Source organism: Streptococcus dentasini (assembly GCF_053206945.1).
In genome coordinates this window covers 71,506-96,936 of the sequence record NZ_JBRUHS010000007.1, presented here as the reverse complement: position 1 = coordinate 96,936, position 25,431 = coordinate 71,506, and the positions used below count along the sequence as shown (strand labels likewise).

Sequence of the window (25,431 nt, the reverse complement as noted above, 5' to 3'; positions counted from 1 at the left end):
ATGCTTGATAAATTTTGATATAATAGTGAACATGAGAATTATTGCTGGAAGATTTGGTGGTCGTCCTTTAAAGACTTTACCAGGCAAGATAACTAGGCCGACCTCTGATAAGGTCAAGGGAGCTATTTATAGTATGATTGGCCCATTTTTTAATGGTGGCCGCGTCTTAGACCTATATGCTGGTAGCGGAGGTCTTTCGATCGAGGCGATATCTCGTGGGATGACTGAAGCTGTTTTAGTAGAGAAGGATCCCAGGGCTCAGGCCATTATTGCAGATAATATTAAGATAACCAAATCGCAAGGGCAGTTCTATCTGATTAAAAAGAAGGCTCAACAAGCCTTGCGGCTATTGACGGGGCCCTTTGATTTAGTGTTCTTGGATCCTCCTTACACAGAGGAAGAAATAGTTCAAAATATCCTCAGTTTAGAGAAGCTTAATCTCTTGTCCGAGGATGTGATGATTGTCTGCGAGACTGACAAGGCTGTCGTCTTGCCGCAGAATATTGGCCAGTTTTATACATGGAAACAGAAAATATATGGAATTAGTAAGGTAACAATTTATGTCAGATAAAATCGGTTTATTTACAGGATCTTTTGATCCTGTCACTAATGGCCACGTGGATTTGTTTAGGCGGGCCAGTCACCTTGTTGATCATCTCTATGTAGGAATTTTTTTTAATCAGGAAAAACCAGGTTTTTTTAGTGTGGACAGGCGGCAATTCTTAATCGAACAGGCGGTTGCTGGTTTGCCTAATATTTCCGTCATTTCCTCGCATGATAAGTTGGCCGTGGAAGTTGCTAAAGATATAGGGGCTGGTATCTTGATACGTGGCTTACGAAATACTCAGGATCTTAATTATGAAACCAGTCTGGACTATTTCAATCATGACTTAGCCCCCCAGCTGGAGACGATTTATCTATTGTCCTCTCCCGAGTATTCACAGATTAGTTCTTCGCGTATTCGAGAACTAGTTCATTTTGGGGCAGATGTACGCCCTTATGTTCCTGAAGCAGTTGCCTTAGAATTGGAGAAAATACAAAATGACGATTAGCTACGCTCAAAATGAGCAGTATCAGGGTTTCAGCGGCTTTGTTAAACGCTTTAAGTGGTGGCTGCTAGGTGGTCTACTGGGCAGCTTACTTCTGCTGCTTATTTTTTGCCTCTTTGCCCCCTTACCCTACTATGTAGAGGTTCCGGGGGGAGCCTATGACATCAACCAAGTTGTAACTGTAGACGGTAAAGCTAGTAAGAGTAAAGGCTCTTATAATTTTGTAGCTGTAGAGGTACGGCGGGGAACTCCTGTTCAGCTTTTTTATGCTTGGCTGACACCCTATACGGATGTTGTCTCTGATGATGAGATGACTGGTGGTGCCAGTACCAAGGAGTTTGAATTAATGAATCAATATTATATGGAGAATTCCCAGAATACGGCCGTTTACCAAGCCATGAAGCTTTCTGGTAAGAAAGTCCATATGGATTATAAGGGTGTCTATGTTTTGGATATTGCAGATAATTCAACGTTCAAAGGAGTTTTAGAGATTGCTGATACGGTGACAGGAGTCAATGGCAAGACCTTTAAAAATTCAAAGGACTTGGTGAAGTATGTTAGTGGGCTCAAGCGTGGTTCCAAAGTCAGCGTTCAATACACGCGCAAAAATCAGAAAAAATCAGCTGACGGTAAGGTTGTTAAGCTAAAAAACGGCAAGAATGGTATTGGTATCTCGCTGACAGATCATACCGAGGTTAGTTCCAAACAAAAGGTTAAATTTTCTACGGAAGGCGTTGGTGGTCCCAGTGCGGGTCTGATGTTCACCCTGTCTATCTATGACCAGCTCAATCAGGAAGACCTCTTGCAAGGGCGCAAGATCGCAGGTACAGGGACTATTGAACCAGATGGAAGCGTAGGTGATATCGGCGGTGTTTCACAAAAGGTGGTGTCAGCTGATAAGTCAGGAGCGGAGATCTTCTTTGTTCCTGATAATCCTATTAAAAAGAATGAAGAACAGTACTACCCTAAAGGAAATAACTATGAAGAAGCCAAGAAGGCTGCTAAAGATATCGACTCTGACATGAAAATTGTTCCAGTTAAAACTGCACAAGATGCTATTGATTACTTGAAGAAATAAAAAAATCAAAATCACGGTGAAGGTCGTGATTTTTTGGTTCTCTGATTTTATATTCTCCACCTGAAATTATTGACCTACCCAAGCTGACTTTAGTCACTATATTACCTGTCATTTTATATCTGGTTCAAAATAGTGTATAATAATAAGGTTAATGGAACTACTAGTGTTAGATTACTGCTGAAAGAAGGGAAGCCGATGAGACGAGAAATTTCCCCTGAAATGTTAAATTATAATAAATTTCCGGGGCCAAGTTTTGTGGTTTTTGATAATCATATTCAGTCTGATGGGATCAGTCTGGAATTGGTCGATAATTATCGGGAGGGTTTTAAGCTGGAGAATTTCCAGCAGCGTTTTTCGGAAATTTTGCTTAAATACGACTATATTCTAGGTGATTGGTCCAGTGATGAATTGCGCCTAAGGGGATTTTATAAGGATGATAGAGTTGTCAAAACGGATAGTAAAATTAGCCGTCTTGATGACTACCTGAAAGAGTATTGTAATTTTGGCTGCGCCTATTTCCTGCTGGCTAATCCTGAACCAAGAGAAGTGAAGTCTGATGAGGGAGATCGCCGTCGCCGCCGCGATAACCGCAAGCGTCGCTCTTCCCGCTCCCCAATTAATCCTAATGAGTCTTCTTTTAAGGTGAGAGAGGATAATAATCAGTCGCATCGTCATTTTAATAAAAAGGGAAGCAAAAAGAAGCAGGAAATAAACGATTCAAAAGAGGAACACTACCGTCAGCATTTCACGATTAGAAAGAAGGAAAATTGAATATGACTAAGGAAGGGGTTACCGTGAAGCCGTCAATTTACGGACTAACTCGAGATGAGTTGATTGATTGGGCTATGGCACACGGTGAGAAAAAATTTCGGGCCACTCAAATCTGGGACTGGCTCTATAAAAAACGCGTCCAATCATTTGAAGAAATGACTAATATTTCTAAGGAGTTCATCGCTGTTTTAGAAGAGAATTTTTGCTTTAATCCTCTTAAACAGCGCATTGTTCAAGAATCCGCTGATGGGACTATCAAATATCTTTTCGAGTTGCCGGATGGCATGCTGATTGAGACGGTACTTATGCGGCAGCACTATGGTTTATCTGTCTGTGTGACTACCCAAGTCGGCTGTAATATCGGCTGTACCTTTTGTGCCAGCGGTTTGATTAAAAAGCAGCGCGATCTTAACAATGGGGAAATTACTGCTCAGATTATGCTGGTGCAAAAATACTTGGATGACCGTGGTGAAGGCGATCGCGTCAGTCATGTTGTCGTTATGGGGATCGGTGAGCCGTTTGACAATTATGATAATGTTATTAGGTTCTTGCATACCATCAATGATGATAACGGCTTAGCCATCGGTGCCCGTCATATTACAGTATCGACATCAGGTTTGGCTCACAAGATTCGTGAGTTTGCTAATGAAGGTATTCAAGTCAATTTGGCTGTGTCTTTGCATGCTCCTAACAATGACTTACGTTCCAGTATCATGCGTATCAATCGGTCTTTCCCTTTAGAAAAGCTCTTTGATGCCATCGAATACTATATCAAGAAGACCAACCGTCGAGTGACCTTTGAATACATCATGCTCAATGAGGTCAATGATTCTCCTGAAAATGCGCAAGAACTGGCTGACTTAACCCAATCTATCCGCAAACTTTCCTATATCAACCTGATTCCTTATAACCCTGTATCTGAACATGATCAATACAGTCGCTCAACCAAGGACCGTGTGGATGCTTTCTATGATGTTCTTAAGAAAAATGGCGTCAACTGTGTGGTTCGTCAAGAGCATGGTACTGATATTGATGCGGCCTGTGGTCAACTTCGCTCTAATACGATGAAGCGCGATCGCCAAAAAGCAGTGGCAGGGGCTGCTAACTAATGACTAAAATTTTAGAACGGTTGTTTGATGGGGAGGCGGAAGTTACAGATTTAGGATATAAGCTTACTTGCTTCCTGTTGACAGGATACGGTCTCTGTCTGATATATCTGTGTTTTGCTCCCCAGCCATTTGAAATGACTGGAGTTGAAACGCCTAATATCCATTACTTGGGCCGGATTCCTGTCTTACTGGTACCCTTTAATTCTTTTATCAGTATTGGACAGCTAGATACTCTAAAGGAACTTTTTTGGATCATGGGGCAGAATTTCAGCAATCTCTTTTTACTGACTCCTGTCCTGCTGGGGCTTTTGGCACTGTTTAAAAGGTGGCGCCGCTGGCGTTTAGTCTTAGTGATGAGCTTTCTTATGAGTTTGTTCATCGAGTCTACTCAGATTCTCTTGGATCTGCTCTTTAATTTTAATCGGGTTTTTGAAATTGATGATCTTATCTTTAATACCTTAGGCGGATTAGTTGCTCTGTGGCTACTGCCTGTGTTACAATTTATAGTAGTTAAGATACTATTACGTAAGAAGAAATAAACAGAGAGTGAGACTCAATCAGTAAATTGTGATGGAATCACGATTTTGATTTTCTTTGCTATCCCATTTTAAGGCTCGGACCTTTGTCATTTTCCTGTTTAAGGGGGCGCTTGAAAATAAGACTGAGCCCCAAGATAAGGACTGCCAATTAGCGGTGGTTCATTGGTGCCACAGTATCTAATGAATTGTGCAGGGGTAAGACTTCTTAGCATAGCCAACACGTCTTACTCCCACCCACTGCACCAATCTGGTAAACTTAGAATATACTAATGAGTCTGGACTTTTGTCCCAGGCTCTTGTTATGGCTAAAACTAAAAAAATGGACACTCTTTGAAAGTCACTAGAATTCTGTTAGTAAATGTGCCTTGCTCTTGGGGAGAAAGGCCACTTTTTACATTTTTAGCCTTAGTAAATTTACTGGGTTGGGACTGCTGTACAACCCATCTGAATTTCTTGACTTATACGGATGGACTTTACAACCATGTAAATCACCAGTGCAGTGCAAGTTAGTAAGTACTAAGCAGACGCGGATTTGACCAGAACTTTAACCCGAAGATTGCTAATTCTGGGTTGTTTATTTGATTTTTAGGGGATAGGGAGCTTTTAAACTCCCTTTTCCATTTTGAGAGAGGAATTAGAAGTGATTATAAAAAAACTTTGGTGGTTCTTTAAACTTGAGAAAGGCCGCTATCTAATTGGAATTTTGTCATTGAGTTTAGTCAGTGTGCTTAATTTGATCCCACCTAAGGTGATGGGACAGGTTATTGATTCGATTGATGCTAAAGACTTAACCCTAACGAGCTTACTGACAAAATTAATTGTTTTACTCCTAGCTGCCCTTGGTATGTATCTCTTACGATTAGTTTGGAGGGTTTATCTCTTGGGGACTTCCTATCGTTTGGGTAAAATTTTACGTAGTCGCCTGTTTGAGCATTTCACTAGAATGTCACCCTCGTTTTTCCAGAAGTACCGTACTGGAGATCTAATGGCCCATGCGACAAATGATATTAATTCCCTGACGATGCTGGCAGGAGCAGGTGTTATGTCGGCTGTTGACGCCTCCATCACAGCTCTGGTAACACTTATTACCATGTTTTTTACTATTTCTTGGCAGATGACTCTGATTGCTATCATTCCTCTACCTTTAATGGCTTTTGCGACAAGCCGCCTGGGGCGTAAAAATCATGAATCGTTCAAGGGAGCACAGGCTGCTTTTTCTGATCTTAATAATAAGGTACAAGAGAGCGTGTCGGGGATCAAGGTAACCAAGTCCTTTGGTTATCAAGCGCAAGAATCTGATAGTTTTGCCAAAACCAATCAGGCAACTTTTGAGAAAAATCTCGTCAGCATGCGCTACAATAGCATGTTCACTCCGATTACACTAATTTTTGTTGGTTCCAGCTATGTCCTAACTCTCCTGGTTGGTGCTTATTTGATTACAGCAGGTCTCGTGACGGTCGGTAGTTTAGTCACTTTCATTACTTACTTAGATATGTTGGTTTGGCCATTGCAAGCGATCGGCTTTCTCTTTAATATCAGTCAGCGTGGTAATGTCTCCTACGATCGCATTTCTGAGCTTTTAGCTCAAGAGAGTGATGTTATTGAGGCTAGGCAGCCCTTGGAAACTATTGAAAATGGTGTTATTAGCTACGATATTGATCGTTTTGATTATGAAGACGAGGAGAGTTTGGCCGATATTCATTTCACGCTTGAAAAAGGACAGACTCTGGGAATCGTCGGTCAGACTGGTTCTGGAAAAACGACCTTACTTAAGCTTTTGCTGCGTCAGCATGATGTAACTTCTGGTATTATCAGCCTCAACGGTCATAATATTAAGGACTACCGTCTGTCTGACTTACGCAGTCTTATCGGTTATGTACCTCAGGATCAGTTTCTTTTTGCTATGACAATTTTAGAGAATATCCGTTTTTCCAACCCTCATTTAAGTATGGAGCAAGTTGAGACTGCCGCTAAACTAGCTCAGGTTTATGAGGATATTCAAGCTATGCCTGATGGTTTTGACACTTTAATCGGCGAAAAAGGTGTTTCGCTATCAGGTGGACAGAAGCAGCGGATTGCTATGGCTCGCGCTATGATTATGGATCCAGAAATCCTTATTTTGGATGATTCCCTGTCAGCTGTTGATGCTAAGACAGAATACACCATTATTGATAATCTTAAAGAAACGCGCCAGCAAAAAACAACTATCATTACGGCTCACCGCCTAAGTGCCGTTGTCCACAGTGATTTAATCCTAGTCATGAATAAAGGACGAATCATTGAACGCGGACGGCACGAAGAACTCTTAGAGCAAGGTGGTTGGTATGCCCAGACTTATGAATCACAGCAACTTGAAATGGAAGGAGAGCTTGATGGGAACTAAAGTAATGAGCCAGAAACTGGTATTTAAGCGACTCATGGCCTACCTGAAATCCTATAAGTGGTTAACTGCTTTTGCCTTGGCTTTCCTGCTTTTAACAACTATCGTGCAAACAGTAATTCCTCTAGTAGCACGTTATTTTATCGACCATTATATTGAAAATGTCAATCAAGTAGCTCTGATGATCCTTTTGGGCTATTTTCTGCTTTATGTCTTACAGATGATTTTCTCCTATGTAGGGAATTATCTCTTTTCCAAGGTAGCCTACAGTATTGTTCGGGATATCCGTCAGGATGCCTTTGACAATGTCCAGCATTTGGGCATGTCTTATTTCGATCAGACCCCAGCAGGATCCATTGTCTCTCGTTTGACCAATGATACTGAGGCTATTAGTCAGATGTTTTCAGGGATTTTATCTAGCTTTATTTCGGCTGTCTTCATTTTTGCGACAACCCTTTATACCATGATAGTCTTGGATATCCGTCTGACTGCCATTATTGTGTTCTTTTTGCCTTTTATCTTTATTTTAGTTGATCTCTACCGTAAAAAATCGGTCAGTGTTATTGAGGCAACCCGCAGCAAGCTGAGTGATATTAACACTAAGCTTTCTGAATCTATTGAAGGAATTCGGGTGATCCAAGCCTTTCGTCAGGAGGAGCGACTCAAAGAAGAGTTTGAAGAGATCAATCAGGATCACCTGCGTTATGCTAATCGCTCAGTACTCTTGGATAGTATTTTTCTACGGCCGGCTATGTCGCTTTTAAAGCTCCTAGGCTATGCTGTTTTGATGGCTTATTTTGGTTTGACTTGGCAAACGTTTGGAATCACAGCCGGACTTATGTACGCCTTTATCCAATATATCAATCGCCTTTTCGACCCGCTAATTTCAGTAACTCAGAATTTTTCAACTTTACAAACTTCCATGGTTTCGGCTGGTCGTGTTTTTATGCTGATTGATCGTGATGACTATGAACCAAAGCAACAGACACGGGATTTGAGAGTTGAAAACGGTGATATTGAATTTAAAAATGTTAGCTTTTCTTACGATGGCGAACGAAAAATCCTAGATAATATTAGTTTTAAGGTCAATAAGGGTGAAACAATCGCTTTTGTCGGACCAACTGGCTCAGGGAAGTCCTCGATTATCAATGTTTTTATGCGTTTTTATGAATTTCAATCTGGTCAAGTCCTCTTGGATGGTCAGGACATTCGTAATTATTCGCAGGAAGAACTGCGCTCTGCTATTGGTTTAGTTTTACAGGATCCCTTTCTCTATCATGGAACAATCAAATCCAATATTCGTATGTATCAGGACATCAGTGATAAAGCGGTAGCAGAAGCAGCAGAATTTGTCGATGCGGCTGATTTTATTAAGCAGCTACCACAGGGCTATGATGAGCCAGTGACAGAGCGAGGATCAACTTTCTCGACTGGTCAACGTCAGCTTTTGGCTTTTGCACGAACGGTAGCCAGCCAGCCCAAGATTCTCATCCTTGATGAGGCCACAGCTAATATTGACTCAGAAACTGAGGAGGTTATCCAGACTTCTCTGAAAAAAATGCGCCAAGGCCGAACAACTATTGCCATTGCCCACCGTTTATCAACGATTCAGGATGCTAACTGTATCTATGTCTTAGATAAGGGGCGTATCATTGAAAGTGGGACACACGAGGAGCTCTTGGCTAAGCAAGGAACCTACTACCGTATGTACCAGCTCCAAGCCGGTATGCTTTAAACTACAAAATTAAACTGCCCATCCTTTATTTGATAGAAAATGAAGCAGCTAGCCGAGCCTATTGCTTTGCCATCACTCTGTAAAAAGCATCTGTAAGAGATCGTGATTAGGTATAGCAATGTGAGTCTTTCTGTCCTTTGTTTTTCAGACTCATAGATTTATAAAAGAATAGTGCAGTTTCCTTGGTGAGTAAGAAACTACACCAGACTCTATACTAAAAAAAGTAGAAGTTCAGATGGCGAGCTTCTACTTTTAATTTCAATTTTATTCTTCGGAAGGACGTAGACTAGATAGATACGGATAGCCTGAGAGTAGGCCTTTGGCGCAGTACTGATGATGTTATTCAGAGGTTATTTGCTCATCAATTTTCTGATGCTGTTATAATTAGTCTTTTAAATTAATCTGTCCCAAGCACAAATATAAAGAGGTTGTAACATTACCAACCTCTTTTCTATAGGAGTATATATCACCTTAGTCTTCTGTTCCTAATTTGCGCTTGGTTGTCAAACCGAGGCCGGCCAAGGCTAAAACGGCACCGACAGCGGTAAGGGCTGCTTGAGCAGACTCACCTGTGTTAGGAAGGTTATTGTTTTGCTTATCTTGAACAGAAGCACTACCTTTGCCATCTGTCTGAGCAGCATCGATCGTTACAGGTCGTGTACCAGCAGCCGTAGGAGCAGCTGCTTGAGTATTATTATTGCGGTTTCCATTATTGCCTGCTGCCGCCCCATTACCAGCACCGACTGGATCATTTCCGTTTGCTGGGTTATTCTGTCCAGTATTAGCACTGTCATTACCAGTATTGGCATCATCGCTTGGATCAGATGTTTGGGCAACTGCTGAAGGATCCTTAGTCACATAGTGGAAAGTTGTTTTAGGCAAGAATTTTACCTGCTGCCCGTTGTAATTGAGAACATAGTTACCATTAGCGTCTGTTGTCGTAGTGAAACCATCCTCGTTTCGGATCTCACCATTGCTGCCGATTTCTAACATAGCGTAGAAAGCATCCTCACCAGCATTTGAGAGACCAAGAGCCATACCCTCCCCGCTATTGGAAAGGATAGAAATGGCGTGTCCAAAAGATTCCATACCATCACCACTGGCAATATTAAAGTAGTCCGAGAACCAGCTTAATGCCAAGTAGTAGGCAGTCGCCTTGTCTGAACCTAAGTTTTGGCCTGCATCGTTCTTTTGAGCAATAGAGGCTAGTCCATCTTGGTGCCCGTTTTCAGAATAAGCAGTGACACCGTCAGGGAAACCTAGATTGGTATCGTGGTCAATACCGTCAGTTTCAGATGCTTCTTCATCGGCACGTGCTTGTGCGTATGCCTTCATCAAATCGTTAGCTTCTGGTACTGGCACATTGATTCCGTTAAGTTGACGAAGTTGGGTCAAGTATTCATTCAGATACTTGGCGATGTTGTCCGCATTTGGTGTATAGGGCTGATTTGGATCAGCCACTTCGATATACTCATTAGCTGTACCATCGTAGTTAACATCCGTCACAGGGGCGGTTTTTGCTGTTGCAGTCAAAGTTTGGTCAAAGTCTACCGTACCGTATTCTTCTGTATTTTCTGGCTTAGTAGCAACCGAGTTAACGGACTGGGGCTGCGACGTTGAGTTAGCAGGAGCAGCTGCCTGCTGCTCAGCTTGTGGGGTTGCTTGAGCAGTATTGGCTGCTGTTGCAGAAGCATCCGCAACAGTGTTTGCAGCAGGTGCCGTGGTCGTAACTGTTTCAACTGGAGCTGATGATTCAGGGAGGACAGCAGCTACCGTGTCGGCTGCTGGAGCCGCAGCAGTATTGGCCGCAGTAGTTGATACCGGCTCGGTTTCAACCGCAATCTTTTCTTCCTTGCTGGCATCGGTCGCAGTAGTTTGTTGAGCTGCTGTATCAGTAGCCGTTGTCGCCTCGTCGGCTTGAACGGTCGTACCAACACCTACAGCGATAGTAGCAGTGGCAAGGATGGCTCCGCAGAGACCTGCGAATTTAGTTTTACGTTTGCTGAATGTATCTTTCTGCATAGTACTTCCTATCTAATAAAATTATTTGTTTTAACAGTGAGATATTTTATCACAGATTTAGGAATATGCAATATGCTATTCTAGGGCTAAAATACTTTTTTAGAGAAATAAGACAGATCATTTACTAGTAAAAAACCTTGATAGATTTCTGTTTAAAACAGTTGAGGAATTTCGAAAAGGTACTAGATTAAAAAAAGTTTCAAGTTTATTACAATTCATCTAAACTAATATTACCATTCTAAAACCCCTGCCTTAACAATGTTCTTGCCACTTCCTAATAGGTGTAGCAATAATCCTGTCTTTGCCGTGTTTTTTCAGATTAATAGAGTTATCAGATAATTCACATCAGTTACGCCTGTCATAAATTATCTGAAATAAATCTTGTAAACATGGAAGGCCTATGTTATAATTTAGCCATATTTAAGGAAAGATTGAAAGTGATTTAAATAGGAGTAACCAAGTGAGGTTGGGGATTTGTTGGCAACATTTTTGCCATTTCCTATAATCCTCAATTGATAAGGCAAAAAAGAGGTTGGGCCAAAATTAGCTCAGCCTCCTTGTTTTGGTATAAACTTTTGGCGCAGTGGTTGGGACAAGACTAGTTGGCAACGTCAAGAAGTCTTACCCCTGCGCCGTTCATTTAGAGAGTGGAAATACGAACCAAAATTTTTAATTTTTGGGCTGTTCCAGCTCCCTTTTTTTATTCCTTCAAACATTATAGCTGGTAAATTAGGACTTAAAGCACTTATATTCCAGATCCTATTTGCGGATAAATGTAGAGCAATCGTTGTGCTGGATTCATTCACTGTTACCCTGTTTAAATTCTTTATCCTGTGCTGCGGTGAGGACTAGATTGGTAGCGATAATTGAATATATCTGGTAGGATGTCCCAAACCTGTGCTTTTTTGGTATAATGGATAATGATTTTATAGAAAGAATAAAGTGAGAAGTAAGATGTCCAAGATAAAGATTGTTACAGATTCATCGATTACGATTGAGCCTGAGTTGGTGGAGAGTTTAGGAATTACGGTGGTACCTCTGTCAGTCATGATTGATGGTGTTATTTATAGCGATAATGACTTAAAAGAAGAGGGGAAATTTCTCTCACTTATGCGTCAGAGTAAGGAGTTGCCCAAGACCAGTCAGCCCCCAGTCGGTGTTTTTGCTGATATATATGAAAAATTAGTGAGGGATGGTGCGGAGCACGTTGTTTCCATCCATATCACTCACAGCTTATCGGGAACGGTTGAAGCAGCTCGTCAGGGAGCTGCTATTGCAGGAGCTGATGTGACAGTGATTGATTCAACCTTTGCGGATCAGTCCATGAAGCATCAAGTTGTTCAGGCTGCCATTCTGGCCGAGAAAGGAGCCAGTCTCGCTGACGTTTTAGCCAAGGTTGAAGAGGTTCGTCAGAAGTCGGAACTCTTTATCGGTGTCTCTACGCTGGAGAATCTAGTCAAAGGAGGTCGTATTGGCCGTGTGTCCGGCATGCTATCTTCCCTTTTAAATATCCGTGTTGTGATGGAACTCAAGGATTCTGTCCTCAACCCAATTGTCAAAGGTCGAGGAAATAAGACCTTCGTTAAGTGGTTGGATAATTTTATTGAACATGCTGAGACAAAAAAAGTAGCCGAGATTGGTATTTCATACTCTGGCGGTCCCGAATGGGCTCACAAGATGAAGGAAAGATTGCAAGAATTGGTGGAGAGCGATCGTATTTCTGTGATGGAAACTGGCTCGATTATTCAGACTCATACGGGTGAAGACGCCTTTGCAGTTATGGTGCGTTATGAATAAAAAACGATTGTTAGCCCCGGCATTCTTCCTATTTTGTCTAGTCGGTTTTGCTTTGGCTATTAATGTTCTTTTACCTAGAGCGGGTGGAGACCATGTTGCTTTTACCTTTAGAGTCGATGCTGAAGGCAAGACCTTTAATTATTTAGCTCTAGGAGATTCTTTAACAGAAGGAGTTGGAGATACAACTGGTCAGGGTGGCTTTGTTCCCATTCTATCGCGGTCTCTTGAAAATGATTACGGTTATCAAGTGGCTTCCAGTAATTATGGTGTTGCCGGCAATACCAGCCAGCAAATTCTCAAGCGGATGCAAAACAAAAAGGATTTGCAAAAGGGCTTGCAAAAGGCTGATATGATGACGCTAACAGTCGGTGGAAATGATGTTATGGCTGTTCTTAGAAGAAATCTCAGTGCTGATTTAAAGGTAGACAGTTTCAAGAAGCCGGCTCAAGAGTATCAGGGGCGCCTCCGTAAAATTGTTAAACTAGCCCGTCAGAGTAATCAGGAGCTTCCTATCTATATCGTAGGAATTTATAACCCTTTCTATCTCAATTTTCCAGATATGACTGAGATGCAGACTGTCGTTGATAATTGGAATAACAGTACTCAAGCGGTAACAAAAGAGTATAAAAATGTCTATTTTGTCCCTGTTAATGACCTGCTTTATAAGGGAATCAATGGTGAGGAAGGAATTACTCAATCCTCAGATGGTGAATCTGGAGATAGCAGCAGTATTCAAAATGATGCTTTGTTTGAAAAGGATCATTTCCATCCCAATAACACGGGTTATCAAATAATGGCTGATGCTGTTTTGGAGAAGATAAATGAAACAAAAAGTAAATGGTAAAAGAAATTGGTGGCAGTGGGGCTTTCTTGCTCTGCTTGCTTTTAATCTGGCCTTGGTTGGTGTTCTAATATTGAGACTAGGCACTTTTGAAGATTCGTCTAATCATGGAAATCAAGCGACTGTCAGTCAGTCTGATATCAAGATTGGAACATTTAGCTCATCACGCGATGAGCTAAATGCCACGGTAGCCTCCTATTTGAAGCAGTATCAGACTAAAAAAAATAGCTATAGTTTTTCAGCGACTTCCAGTCATGTCGTATTTGAGGGAACTTATACTCTTCTGGGATATCAAGTTCCGCTGCAAGTTTACTTCACTCCTGTTGTCTTAGAAAATGGCGGCATCCAGCTTGATGTCAGTTCTGTCTCAGCAGGAACCTTGTCGTTGCCAGTTTCTGAAGTGCTGAAATTTATAGCTTCCAGCTACGATCTACCAGATTTTGTTGAAGTAGATAGCAAGAAATCCGCTATCATCCTCAATCTTCCTAAGATGAAAAATAAAACAGGTGTCTATGTTAAAGCGACCGAGTTTAACCTAGTTAATGACAAGATTAGCTTTGATGTTTATAAGCGAAAGTAATTTTCTTGCTGATTTTAGGGAGATAAAGGCCAGTTCTGTAGGCGAATGATGACATTTTGTCGCTTTGAACTCGTCTGGAAGATGAAATATTGTAAAAAAGGCCCAAATTAACGTTTTATACTTGACCTTGTAAGGAAATTTAGATATCATAGTCTCTGTTAAAGTCATAAGTGCATAGATTTATTGACTTAATAATATTTGGAGGATTAGTGAAATGGCTAATAAACAAGATTTGATTGCAAAGGTTGCTGAAGCAACAGAATTGACTAAGAAAGACTCAGCAGCAGCAGTTGATGCTGTATTCTCATCAATTGAAGGATTCCTTTCAAAAGGTGAAAAAGTTCAATTGATTGGTTTTGGTAACTTTGAAGTTCGTGAACGTGCAGCTCGTAAGGGTCGTAACCCACAAACTGGTGCTGAAATCAAAATTGCAGCTTCAAAAGTTCCAGCTTTCAAAGCTGGTAAAGCTCTTAAGGACGCTGTTAAATAAGAATCGTTTTGATAATGCAAAGGCTGGGAGTCATAATCTCCTAGCCTTTCTTAATTTAGAAGTGAATAAGATGGGAAAAACATTTTTAATTGCCTTACTGATTTTGCTGATATTTACCGCACTTAAATTTCTTGTATTTGGTGTCGTGTTTAGAATCTTCAAGCCACAGGAAATGACGGAAGAAGAAAAGGCAGCTTTTGACAGTAAGATGGACGGCGAAGAAGAGAATGATGAGGTTGATTCTTTACTAAAATAGAGCAAAAAAGACTCGAGGTAACATCACCACCTCGAGTCTTTTGAATTGAGTTATCTATTGAACTTGTCCCCTCTGATAGGAGTTGTTGTAGACCTTGAAATTATGATCATGCAGAACTTGGGCAGCGTAGGCAGGCCAGTTAGGATTGCGAATGAGGCCGCGACCAACTTCAATGAGGTCTGCCTGTTGGGTTTGTAGGAGATACTCGTCCAGCTCAGGAGCGTTTAGGAGGCCGACTGCTGTAACAGGGATATTTACAGCGGTTTTCATTTTACTAGTATAAGGAGCTTGGTAGCCGCCATAGACTGGAATGTTTGGTTTGATATCCATCAGGCCGCCAGTAGAGATATCAATGCATTGAATACCATCTTCCTCTAACCACTGCCCAATAGTCTGCCAGTCTTCAATGCTATTTTGCTGGCCAGTCTCATCGTAGGCAGTCATAGAGAGACGGGTCCAGATAGAGCCATCGAAGTTTTGTTGAATAGCTGGTATTATTTCTTTAAGGAAGCGATAGCGATTCTCTAGACTACCGCCGTAAGCATCTTGACGGTGATTCGTTAAAGGTTCTAGGAATTGGTTGATTAAGTAGCCGTGGGCACCATGAAGTTCTATCATATCAAAACCGGCCTTTTGGGCTCTGCCAGCTGCTGTACTAAAGGCTTCTTGGGTCTGTTTAATGTCATCTACTGTCATTTCACGCGGCGTGGGGTAGTCTGCATTGTAAGCAATAGCGCTAGGGGCAATGCTGTCAACAGCATCTTTTGCCTTGCGTCCACCGTGACCTAGCTGAATACCAACCTTGGTGCCGAGAGTATGTAATTCGCTAACTAAGGCCTTGAGACCTGGGATATGATCATCACTCCAAATACCAAGATCATTATTAGTTAGTCGGCCATCGGGATGAACAGCCGTGGCTTCTAAGATAATCAAACCAGCCTGCCCTATAGCTCTAGCCCCGTAGTGAGCATGATGGAAGGGAGTGACCTTTCCATCTTCCTTGTCAACTACATACATGCACATGGGGGGCATGACAATACGATTCTTCAAATCCAGCCCCGCAATTTTAACAGGTGATAATAACTTTGACATTGCAATACCTCCAATAAAATTCTGTTTACATTATAACAAAAAGCTAATTTACGATATAAGAAAAAAATCCTCAAATTCCCTAACCTGCGGTTACATAGAAATTTGAGGATTTTTAGCTACTCAGACAATATAATTTAGCTGACCCTGGAAATCTTCCAACTTGTCATAGCCCTTCTGGGTCATGATAGTCTTCAATTCTTTTGTAATACGCTCAAAAATGGCTGGTCCTTCTTGGTGAAGAGCTGTTCCAATCTGTATCATGCTGGCACCGCAAAGGATGTGCTCAAAGGCATCGCGGCCAGATTTTACTCCTCCGGTACCGATGATTTTGATAGAAGGATTTAAGCGTTGGTAAAAGGCATGGACATTAGCTAGTGCTGTCGGTTTGATATAGTCACCACCAAGGCCCCCAAAACCATTTTTAGGTTTGATGACAACGGTTTCATCTTGGATGAAGAGGCCATTTCCGATAGAGTTGACACAGTTGACGAAAGCTAATGGAAATTTATTGAAAATGGCAGCTGCTTGATCAAAATGGGCAATATCAAAGTAGGGAGGCAACTTGATTCCAAGCGGTTTCGTGTAGTAGGAGAAGGCTTTTGCTAGAATTTGTTCAGTCGCTTCAAAATCATAGGCAATCTGAGGCTTACCAGGAACATTAGGGCAGGAAAGATTGAGTTCAACCATGCCCTGATAATTACTAGCCTGAATGGATTTGAGGATGGCATGTGTCTCTTCTTGACTCATACCGACAACAGATAGAAAGTGATTCTTGGACCCTGGTTGATTCTGAAGCTTGATGACATAATCCAGATAGTAGGTGAACCCCTTGTTAGGAAGTCCCATCGAGTTGATGGAGCCTAAAGGAATATCAGCATAGCGAGGTTCTGGATTGCCTAAGCGCGGTTCTAAAGTGCCAGTTTTGGTTACAAAAGAGCCTGCAGCTGACTGGTCAATTTTTGCTAATTCTTCTTTGGTCATGCAGTAGACCCCTGCTGCATTCATCAGACAGTTGTCAAAGGTAAAATCTCCGATTTGTGTTGCTGTAGAAACCATGCGAATCCTCCAATAGATCAATCTTATTAGCTTACATTCTACTATTTATAGGCAGTGAAATCAAGATTAAACGAATATTTAATGGAGAATAAGTGATATATGTTCGTATAATACTGCTTTAGTTTGAGATGTGCCTATAAAATTAAGGATTTAGCTGAACAAGTCCAAGGAAACACTGGATTTTTTGGCTATTTTTTTGTAGAATGTAAAGGTAATGGTATAATGCCGTAACGAATTTGACCCTGTAAGGGTTCATTTTAAGAAGGAGACACTATTAATGGTAAAATTGGTTTTTGCTCGCCACGGTGAGTCAGAATGGAACAAGGCAAATCTTTTCACTGGTTGGGCTGATGTTGATCTTTCAGATAAGGGGACACAGCAAGCGATTGATGCCGGTAAACTGATCAAGGAAGCAGGCATTGAGTTTGACCTTGCCTTCACATCAGTTTTAAAACGTGCTATCAAGACTACTAACCTTGCACTTGAAGCAGCTGATCAACTCTGGGTTCCTGTTGAAAAATCATGGCGTTTGAATGAACGCCACTACGGCGGATTAACCGGCCAAAATAAGGCAGAAGCTGCTGAAAAATGGGGTGACGAGCAAGTTCATATTTGGCGCCGTTCTTATGATGTTTTGCCACCGGCTATGGCTAAGGATGATGAGCACTCAGCACATACAGATCGTCGTTATGCTTCTCTTGATGATTCAGTTATTCCAGATGCTGAAAATCTGAAGGTGACCTTGGAACGTGCGCTTCCGTTCTGGGAAGATAAAATTGCACCAGCACTTAAAGATGGCAAGGATGTGTTTGTAGGTGCACATGGTAACTCAATCCGTGCCCTTGTTAAACATATCAAACAATTATCAGACGATGAAATCATGGATGTTGAAATTCCAAACTTCCCACCATTGGTATTTGAATTTGACGAAAAACTTAATCTTACAAAGGAATACTATCTAGGTAAATAAAAAGGTCCGGTGGACCTTTTTATTCCGAACTCAAAAATAAAGAAGTGAGGCGAGTCTGTGACAAAAGTCCAGATTCTTAGTAAATACTCTCGATTTATCAGATTGGCGCAGTGGTTGGTCGGATATCCTTTTCTTGGGGCGCTTTCCTATTTTTAGGCGCCCCCTTAAACAGTCCACTGGATTGTTTAAATAGCAGCCCACCTATACTAGTGTGATGAACTTGCTGTTCATCTTATCCCCAACCTCAAAAGGTCTCCCAGACCTTTTGAGCTGTGCGGAGGTGGGTTAAAAAGGTCTAGTAGACCTTTTTAATTGAGAAATAAAGCTTGTAAAGCAAGTGTCAAAATGCTCTAGTGGAGTTTGGCAGTCTGGGGATAGACTGCCAAATCCTGCCACCTAAAAACAGGAAAGTGGCAGAGGCCTGAGCCTTAAAATAAGAGAGCGAGGACAATTAAAATCGTGATTTTACCAAGATTTACTGATTGAGTCCCACTCTCAAGTTTTCTCAGTTTTTTAAAAGCTGGAGGAGTAGACAGCCTCGATGATTTTGATTTTGAGATAGTTAGTTCACACCTCTTAGGAAGGATTACCTAAGAGGTGTTTTTACATATTCTCAACTGGCTAACTTCGTTTAGAACTTTCATATTTCTTATCAATATTGAACCTGAAAAATACTTTTTGTTGACTGGGGTTTTTTTTCTTGAATTGTGATAGAATAGTCCTGATAGATTTTATTGAAGTGAGGAGACCATGGAGATCAGAAATCCATTTAAGAAAAAGGAAATAGTAAACGATACTGAGGAGAAAAAAGAACAAAAAGCAGACAAAGTTTTAGCTCGAAAAACCAAGAAAAAAACAAAGAAAGTAGGTTTTCTTTCTAGTATAACCAGCCGTCTTTATATTATTTTTGCCTTGGTTTTAGTTCTTTTAGCAGTCTTAATTGGACGTCTAGCTTATATGCAGGTCAGTAACCGGCAATTTTACTTAGATAAACTCAATAAGCAAACGACTTATACTGTTACCCAATCTTCAGAACGGGGACAAATTTACGATGCAACTGGTCAAGCACTGGTCGATAATGAAAAGAAGACCGTTGTGACCTACACGCGTAGCAATAAGGCTACAGCTCAGGATATTCGTGATATTGCCAAGCGCTTATCAACCATGGTCAATCTGACAGAGACCAAGGTTACTGAACGCCAGAAAAAAGATTTTTATCTAGCAGATTCTAAGCATTACAAGGCCATTGTGGATAAGTTGCCAGACAAGAAAAAATACGATAGCTACGGTAATAATTTAACCGAATCGGCTATTTATAAAAACGCTATTGCAGCTGTCCCTAAAAGTAAGATTAACTATTCAGAAAATGAGTTGAAACAAGCCTTTATCTTTAATCAGATGAATGCTGCTTCAAATTTCAGCACAGTCTACCTCACGACGGGGGATTTGACTGAAGATCAGATTGCCTATATCACAGCAAATAAGTCTGATCTGCACGGTATTAGTGTAGGGTCTGACTGGAATCAAACAGTAACGACCTCATCCTCATCCTTGTCAGATATTATAGGAACACTCTCTAGTGAAGAGACTGGTTTACCTCAGGAGAGTGCTGATGAATACTTGGCTAAGGGGTATTCTCTGAATGACCGTGTCGGAACCTCTTATTTACAAGAGCAGTATGAAGATGTTCTTCAGGGAACGCGGACGACTACCAAGATTAGTGTTGATAACGAAGGCAATGTTATCAAAAATAAGCAAACCTCACAGGGCAGTAAGGGGAATAATATTAAGTTGACTATTGACCTCGGTTTCCAAAATGGTGTTGAAGGAATTCTCAACCAGTACTATGGACCAGAGGTTGCTTCTGGCAATGCTGCTAATTCGGAAGGCGTTTATGCTGTGGCCCTGAATGCAGATACGGGTGCTGTCCTGGCCATGGCAGGACTGGCACACGATACGGATACAGGAGAGACTAATTCTAATGCATTAGGAACAGTAACTAATGTTTTTGTGCCTGGATCTGTAGTCAAAGGGGCGACACTGACAGCAGGTTGGGAATCTGGCGTTCTGTCGGGAAATGATAGTTTGGTTGATCAAACTATCAGTGTCAATGGTTCCAACCCAATCAATTCTTGGTTTACAGGACAGGGCAGCCGGTCTATTACAGCAACCCAAGCCTTAGAGTATTCTTCTAATACTTATATGGTGCAAGTGGCACTCAAGATGATGGGACAGGATTATTATCCAGGAATGAGTTTGAGCAATGATGGTGTAGACTCTACTATGACATCTTTGCGCAATGCCTATGCAGAATATGGCATGGGTGTTAAGACAGGTATTGATTTGCCCAATGAGTCGGAAGGCTATAGGACTGACGATTACAAACCTGGTAACGTTCTGACTGAGGCTTTTGGTCAGTTTGATAGTTATACCCCGATGCAGTTAGCCCAATATTCTGCAACGGTAGCTAATGGGGGAACTCGGATTGCCCCGCGTTTAGTTCAAGGTGTCTATAATAATAATGCTGATGGTGGCCTCGGTGATATGGTTAGCTCAATAGATACCAAGGAGCTAAACAAGGTCAATATCTCCAGTGAGCAGATGGGCTTGATTCAAGAAGGATTCTACGAAGTGGTGAATAGCTCAGATGGTTATGCAACTGGTAAGGACATGGCAAGTTCCTCTATTAGTATCTCTGGTAAAACCGGGACTGCTGAAACCTTTGCGACCGACAGCAACGGTAATAGTGTAACAACGGTTAACCTCAATGTTGTTGCCTATGGAAGCGCCAATGATGGAACTAAGGTGGCGGTAGCGGTTATGTATCCCCATGCTGCCAACTCGGAAACCAAGGCTCATCAAAACATTGCACGTGAGATTTTAAATCTTTATCAATCTATGTACGGTGGTGGCCATTAATTTAAGAATAATTCCAAAAGGCTGGAAAATTTCCAGACCTTTTTAGTGAAATGAGGATATAGATTTGCTTTACCCAACTCCTATTGCGAAATTGATTGACAGTTTTTCAAAATTGCCGGGCATTGGCAGCAAGACTGCGACCCGTTTAGCTTTCTATACAATCGGTATGTCTGATGAGGATGTTAATGACTTTGCCAAAAATTTATTAGCTGCCAAGCGCGAACTAACCTATTGCTCAGTTTGTGGTAATCTCACAGATGATGATCCCTGTGCTATCTGTACTGACGAGACGCGGGATAAGTCCGTTTTGCTGGTTGTTGAGGAGAGCAAGGATGTCACTGCTATGGAGAAGATCCAAGAGTACCACGGTCTCTATCATGTCCTTCATGGCTTGATTTCTCCCATGAATGGCATTGGTCCAGATGATATCAATCTCAAAGCCTTAATCAATCGTCTCATGGATAGCGAGATTAGTGAGGTGATTGTTGCTACCAATGCGACAGCAGACGGGGAAGCGACCTCCATGTATATCTCGCGTGTTCTCAAGCCTGCTGGTATCAAGGTAACGCGTCTAGCGCGTGGTCTATCCGTTGGCAGTGATATTGAGTATGCTGATGAGGTAACTCTTCTTCGTGCGATTGAGAATCGGACAGAATTGTAACCGTTAAATAGCTCTAATCAACTTGTTATATCTAGGACAGTTAAAACGAGGCTGAACTTTTGTTCCAATATCATTAAGTTAACTAGAGTCTGGGCAAAACTAGCTTCAACATAAAACCACACGGTGATTTCCATCTTGAACATAATCAGGATGAGATGTACACCGTGTGGTTTTTGATTTTTTCACGATTCAGTCGCCAGTCGTTTGGCTAATTTTGTTAGGCTCATGCTCATAAAAAGGAAGCCGACCTTCGTTTGGACGGCTTGATTACCCCCGACGTGGACTCGATACGCTTTAATCTGCCAAAAACGGGTTCAGCATCCGTCTTACGTTTGGTATAGATTTGAGAGTCTTTTTCACTGGGCAGTTCTTCCTTGATAACTTCTTCGTTCAGCTGCACGATTTTACGACCAGAAAAGACTTGACGCATAGGTAAAGAGCGTCATTTTCAAAAGCGTAGCTGGATGAAAGGCCAGACGACCAGTAGGAGACTTTTCCTTAAGCAGTAGGTCACTAGAAATACTATCTACAAACAGACTAATCAGCCTAGCCTCGTGTATCATAGGAATATCAACGGCAAGATTTAATGCCAAAGTCAATTGAGTTGTGCTATACTGTTTATACATTTGTCATAGCTTTCTAGTTGTTTTGTCGTTACTATAATCATAAACTACGACAGACAAAATGAGCATCTCCAATTTAGGAAATGCTCATTTTTTAGCTTTTGAGTTTCTTAAATAATTATAAAATAGATACTTCATTCTATTTTACGTTTCAAAATTGCAAAATAGGGAAATTAGTATTTCTTGCTTTTTCTTGTAAAGCCAATACCAAATAAGCTCAAGAGCAATCCTAAAACAGTAACTGTTGTCTGATTAGAATCACCAGTTTGTGGTAAACTTTGGCGAGAGGAAGAAGAATTACCTGAAGTGTTTTGTTTAGAAACAGACGAATTTTCCACTGTCAAAGTGACATTATCAGCCCATTCTAACTCAGTAGCTAGAATGTTATTTCCTGAATGGAGTTGCTTGGTTTCCTTTTCAGGTTCTGCAGGAGCAGCCGGTTTACTTTCTCTTTCAGGAGCTTCAGGAACAACAGGGCTGTTTTCTTCAGGCTAAGTGGCTTCTTCAGTATTTTGGGGTTGCTCCTTCTGAGTTTTTTCAGCGTTCTCTTCAGGCTCTGTAGGAGCAGCCAGCTCGCTTTTCTCAAGTTTAGCACCTTCTTCAGCCTTCTGAGGTTGTTCATCTTGATTCTGTTGCGCGTCCTCCTCAGGAGTTGTAGGAGCAGCCGGCACACTTTCCTCGGGTTTAGCATCTTCTTCAGTATTCTGATGCTGCTCGTCTTGAGTTTTTTCAGTTTCCTCTTCAGGAACATCAGGAACACTTACCTTTGGTTGAGTGGCTTCTTCAGTATTCTGATGCTGCTCGTCTTGAGTTTTTTCAGTTTCCTCTTCAGGAACATCAGGAACACTTACCTTTGGTTGAGTGGCTTCTTCAGTATTCTGATGCTGCTCATCTTGAGTTTTTTCAGTTTCCTCTTCAGGCTCTGTAGGAGTAACTGGTTCACTTCCTTCCTCAGTTTTAGCTTCCTCTTCAGGAACCACAGGTGCCTCAGGTTCGCTTACCTCAGGTTGAGCAGTTTCCTCAGGTGTCGGAGTGGCTTCATTTTGCTTTTTTTCCACCGGTAAGTTGTTATTATTAGCCAGATTGTAAACTGTCATATCAATAACTTTGTTATTGATAGGGTCTTCTGAATAGAGTTTGAAATCTTGTGTGTTAGAATTTGCAAATCGAGCTACTGTATAAGATTTCCCATTTTCAAATAAAAACTCGACAGAGGTTTTATCAGTAATAACCTTGAAATTAGATACTGTTCCGACATAACCAGAATAGGTCTTATTATAATTATTGGCTAATTCAGTTGGTAACTTGTCGGTATAGCTAGTAACTTGATACCATCCAGTAGTAGGATCATAATTTAAAGAAATCTTATCGCCGCCTTGCCAAATATCTAAATAGATACGACCTTCTGGGGAACTAACCGAAATATCGAACTCTTGAGCAGCGGGTTGCTCTGGAACATCGTAGAAGCTATGAATATCACCATTTGTATCTTGACCTATAATATAAGCAGGACCTTGAGGATTGCTAGCTGTTAAGCTGTATGTACCGACTTCATTAGTCCTCATGCCCTGAAGTGCTGAACCTAGCACATCATTACGCAATTTAATATCATTATCTAATGTGAGGGTACGAGGAGTGCTGTACGCCCCAATCGTATGGTAAGGCAGATCGTCATTCCATGTTGTGTCTCTTAGATAGTTCCAGTTACCAATCCAGCCAAGAGCGGTTAAACTAGAGTTGATATCATCTAAGTTTGAAGAGCCATCTGTGTTGATTGCATAAAAATCAGAACCTAAATCTAAACGTTCGACATCTGTTTCAGCAACGAATCCGCCGTTTTCATCAAGGTGTCCGACAACATAGTAAGTACCAGTAGTTTCATCTTTCGAGTAATCTTTTGCTCCGAAGATAAATACTTGCTTAATCCATCCGTTTGGCATAACCATTGTTTTGACAATCGGACATTCTACCGGTGCATTACCATCAAAGTTACGTCCATGGAAAAACTCATTTGCTTCAATTTTTGTGCTAGGTGCCCAATCTACGCCGTTGGCTGAAGTGTAAACGCCAAACTCGTTTCCTTCCGCCGTATACATATAGTATTTACCATCTTTGGTAAAGACATAGGGATCGCGGAAATCAAAACCATTTTTAGCATTATCCACTGTCAGCAGTGGGTTACCATCGTTAAGCGGTCTGGTAAAAGTCTCACCGTTATCCTCAGAAACAGCTCCAAAGATAGTTTGCTTTCGAGTATCTTGCTTAGCACCTGAGAAGTAAACAACACGTTCGCCAGCCTTAGTACCAGAAATAGATCCATCAGAAGTAATGATAGATCCTGTCATTGTTGATTCCCAACCATTCGTTGGATCTCCACCGTTTGGCAGTAAAGCACTATTGGGAACTGTGTAGTTAACAAAATCTGTGGTAAATCGATGTTCCCACTCTAAACCATGTAAGTAGTAGATATCCCAGCCGTTTTTGCTATCATTTCGTACAATGGTTTGGACATCGTTTGAAAAAGTATCTGATACACCTAAGTGGGCATCAGGTCGCAATTCATCAGTCTGTTGCGCAGCAAGCAAATGAGGTGTATCTTCTGTAGGTATCTCAGGACTATTGGCATCAGCCACTAAAGAAACTGGTAGTAGTTCGGCGGGGAGAGTAGAATCCGGCTGCATGACTTCATCAGCAGCCAACTCATAGGTCGCAGTGGTTTGCTCACCAGAACTTTCAGGAGTATCACTGAGAGCCAGAGTGTTTTCTGATGTCTCTTCGGTTGTCAATGGTGCAACCTCTTCTCCCTCAGTGATAGTTTCATCAGCAGTTGTTACAGGAATTTCAGGTTGATTTTCAGAAGGCAGGAGCTCTGAGGGTGTTTCGTCTGGACTGCTGGCAGTTACTGCTGTTGTTTCCTCCGTTATTTCATCAGCTTGAACAAGGTTTTGTGACCCCAAAAAAACAGCTCCTGAAAGAGTGATAACTCCGATTGTTCCATATGCTTTTGATTTTCGAATGAAACCGTGACCTTTTTCTTTGAACATTAGATGTCCTTTCAATGTTTTTAATGTAATAAGATAGTCTGTCTTTAAATTCATGGCCTAGTTAAAAGAGAACCAAGGATATTTTTAGGCAGAAATAAAAATGAAAACATTTTTCTGAAACTTTTCACTAACTTTAATTATACTATTATTCTTGATAAAAGGCTTGGAATAGAAGTTTTTCATCTATTATTTTGATTGAAAATTGATCAAGCTAATCAAATCCTATTTCAACTCATTGAATGCCTGAGGTTATTGGTTATAAGACCGTTAAACTAAGGAAAAATGAGAAGAGAATGTGATAGACACCGTGATTGCTGAGTATTTGCCTGAAAATGGGCTAATCTGCAAGATTGCATGGAAGAAACTAATAAATTGAAGAAGTTAATTTTTTAGAAAGTCCCAGATTTCTAGTTGCTAAC

The 25,431-nt window shown here is 41.3% G+C and carries 21 protein-coding genes and 1 pseudogene; 16 read left to right on the top strand and 6 right to left on the bottom strand.

From position 1 onward, the window contains the following. The first annotated feature begins 31 nt into the window (after nt 1–31). The 8 genes from rsmD to ACVR1G_RS06685 all read left to right on the top strand — a co-directional run bounded on the left by rsmD (nt 32) and on the right by ACVR1G_RS06685 (nt 8,661). Nucleotides 32–571 (top strand): 16S rRNA (guanine(966)-N(2))-methyltransferase RsmD, encoded by a 540-nt coding sequence (gene rsmD / locus ACVR1G_RS06720; RefSeq protein WP_447452419.1) that lies wholly within the window; start codon nt 32–34, stop codon nt 569–571. Continuing rightward, the gene (gene coaD / locus ACVR1G_RS06715; protein WP_447452418.1) at nt 561–1,052 is read left to right on the top strand and encodes a pantetheine-phosphate adenylyltransferase; all 492 of its coding nucleotides are present in this window, start codon (nt 561–563) and stop codon (nt 1,050–1,052) included. Before rsmD ends, coaD begins: the two co-directional genes overlap by 11 nt. Then, entirely contained in the window at nt 1,042–2,127 is a 1,086-nt protein-coding gene (locus tag ACVR1G_RS06710; RefSeq protein WP_447452417.1) for a SepM family pheromone-processing serine protease, read from the top strand. Before coaD ends, ACVR1G_RS06710 begins: the two co-directional genes overlap by 11 nt. Nucleotides 2,128–2,322: 195 nt before the next feature. Then, complete coding sequence (locus ACVR1G_RS06705) at nt 2,323–2,898, top strand: YutD family protein (RefSeq protein ID WP_447452416.1); 576 nt, start codon at nt 2,323–2,325, stop codon at nt 2,896–2,898. A gap of 2 nt (nt 2,899–2,900) precedes the next feature. After that, nucleotides 2,901–4,007, top strand: coding sequence for a dual-specificity RNA methyltransferase RlmN (gene rlmN / locus ACVR1G_RS06700; RefSeq protein ID WP_447452415.1), 1,107 nt, complete (start codon nt 2,901–2,903; stop codon nt 4,005–4,007). Further along, complete coding sequence (locus ACVR1G_RS06695; RefSeq protein ID WP_447452414.1) at nt 4,007–4,546, top strand: VanZ family protein; 540 nt, start codon at nt 4,007–4,009, stop codon at nt 4,544–4,546. Before rlmN ends, ACVR1G_RS06695 begins: the two co-directional genes overlap by 1 nt. Before the next feature lie 640 nt (nt 4,547–5,186). Then, nucleotides 5,187–6,929, top strand: coding sequence for an ABC transporter ATP-binding protein (locus ACVR1G_RS06690; protein ID WP_447452413.1), 1,743 nt, complete (start codon nt 5,187–5,189; stop codon nt 6,927–6,929). Then, complete coding sequence (locus ACVR1G_RS06685) at nt 6,919–8,661, top strand: ABC transporter ATP-binding protein (RefSeq protein WP_447452412.1); 1,743 nt, start codon at nt 6,919–6,921, stop codon at nt 8,659–8,661. Before ACVR1G_RS06690 ends, ACVR1G_RS06685 begins: the two co-directional genes overlap by 11 nt. Nucleotides 8,662–9,132: 471 nt before the next feature. On the opposite strand, the gene ACVR1G_RS06680 is transcribed toward ACVR1G_RS06685, so the two are convergent. Further along, a complete protein-coding gene (locus ACVR1G_RS06680) occupies nt 9,133–10,683 on the bottom strand; it encodes a putative cross-wall-targeting lipoprotein signal domain-containing protein (protein WP_447452411.1) in 1,551 nt (516 codons plus the stop codon). Between the two features lie 954 nt (nt 10,684–11,637). Between ACVR1G_RS06680 and fakB the strand changes: the two genes are divergently transcribed. The 5 genes from fakB to ACVR1G_RS06655 all read left to right on the top strand — a co-directional run bounded on the left by fakB (nt 11,638) and on the right by ACVR1G_RS06655 (nt 14,647). Continuing rightward, complete coding sequence (gene fakB / locus ACVR1G_RS06675) at nt 11,638–12,480, top strand: fatty acid kinase binding subunit FakB (protein WP_447452410.1); 843 nt, start codon at nt 11,638–11,640, stop codon at nt 12,478–12,480. After that, on the top strand, nt 12,473–13,324 hold the full coding sequence (locus tag ACVR1G_RS06670) for an SGNH/GDSL hydrolase family protein (RefSeq protein WP_447452409.1): 852 nt from the start codon (nt 12,473–12,475) through the stop codon (nt 13,322–13,324). Before fakB ends, ACVR1G_RS06670 begins: the two co-directional genes overlap by 8 nt. Further along, nucleotides 13,302–13,901 carry a YpmS family protein gene (locus tag ACVR1G_RS06665; protein ID WP_447452408.1) on the top strand — a complete coding sequence of 200 codons (600 nt, stop codon included), beginning with the start codon at nt 13,302–13,304 and terminating at the stop codon, nt 13,899–13,901. Before ACVR1G_RS06670 ends, ACVR1G_RS06665 begins: the two co-directional genes overlap by 23 nt. 214 nt (nt 13,902–14,115) lie before the next feature. After that, nucleotides 14,116–14,391 (top strand): non-specific DNA-binding protein Hbs, encoded by a 276-nt coding sequence (gene hbs / locus ACVR1G_RS06660; protein ID WP_002962273.1) that lies wholly within the window; start codon nt 14,116–14,118, stop codon nt 14,389–14,391. Nucleotides 14,392–14,461: 70 nt separating this feature from the next. Continuing rightward, nucleotides 14,462–14,647 (top strand): hypothetical protein, encoded by a 186-nt coding sequence (locus tag ACVR1G_RS06655; protein ID WP_447452407.1) that lies wholly within the window; start codon nt 14,462–14,464, stop codon nt 14,645–14,647. A 54-nt stretch (nt 14,648–14,701) separates the two neighbouring features. Here the strand turns inward: ACVR1G_RS06655 and ACVR1G_RS06650 are convergent, their stop codons facing one another. Further along, complete coding sequence (locus ACVR1G_RS06650) at nt 14,702–15,739, bottom strand: oxidoreductase (protein ID WP_447452406.1); 1,038 nt, start codon at nt 15,737–15,739, stop codon at nt 14,702–14,704. 120 nt (nt 15,740–15,859) lie between these two features. Further along, nucleotides 15,860–16,795: a dihydroorotate oxidase gene (locus ACVR1G_RS06645; protein ID WP_447452405.1), complete on the bottom strand. Its 936-nt coding sequence runs from the start codon at nt 16,793–16,795 to the stop codon at nt 15,860–15,862. 277 nt (nt 16,796–17,072) lie between these two features. Between ACVR1G_RS06645 and ACVR1G_RS06640 the strand changes: the two genes are divergently transcribed. The 3 genes from ACVR1G_RS06640 (at nt 17,073) to recR (ending at nt 21,345) form a co-directional block, all read left to right on the top strand. After that, complete coding sequence (locus ACVR1G_RS06640) at nt 17,073–17,765, top strand: phosphoglycerate mutase (protein ID WP_447452404.1); 693 nt, start codon at nt 17,073–17,075, stop codon at nt 17,763–17,765. 750 nt (nt 17,766–18,515) lie between these two features. Then, entirely contained in the window at nt 18,516–20,684 is a 2,169-nt protein-coding gene (gene pbp2b, locus ACVR1G_RS06635) for a penicillin-binding protein PBP2B (RefSeq protein ID WP_447452403.1), read from the top strand. Nucleotides 20,685–20,748: 64 nt separating this feature from the next. Continuing rightward, nucleotides 20,749–21,345 (top strand): recombination mediator RecR, encoded by a 597-nt coding sequence (gene recR, locus ACVR1G_RS06630; RefSeq protein WP_447452402.1) that lies wholly within the window; start codon nt 20,749–20,751, stop codon nt 21,343–21,345. A gap of 376 nt (nt 21,346–21,721) precedes the next feature. On the opposite strand, the pseudogene ACVR1G_RS06625 reads toward recR, so the two are convergent. From ACVR1G_RS06625 to ACVR1G_RS06615, 3 genes and pseudogenes are all read right to left on the bottom strand, one after another. Next, nucleotides 21,722–21,971, bottom strand: a pseudogene (locus ACVR1G_RS06625) (transposase); the annotation flags it as partial. A gap of 170 nt (nt 21,972–22,141) precedes the next feature. After that, nucleotides 22,142–22,306, bottom strand: coding sequence for an LPXTG cell wall anchor domain-containing protein (locus ACVR1G_RS06620; protein ID WP_447452440.1), 165 nt, complete (start codon nt 22,304–22,306; stop codon nt 22,142–22,144). Between the two features lie 153 nt (nt 22,307–22,459). Further along, nucleotides 22,460–25,066: a glycoside hydrolase family protein gene (locus ACVR1G_RS06615; protein ID WP_447452401.1), complete on the bottom strand. Its 2,607-nt coding sequence runs from the start codon at nt 25,064–25,066 to the stop codon at nt 22,460–22,462. Nucleotides 25,067–25,431: the final 365 nt, after the last annotated feature.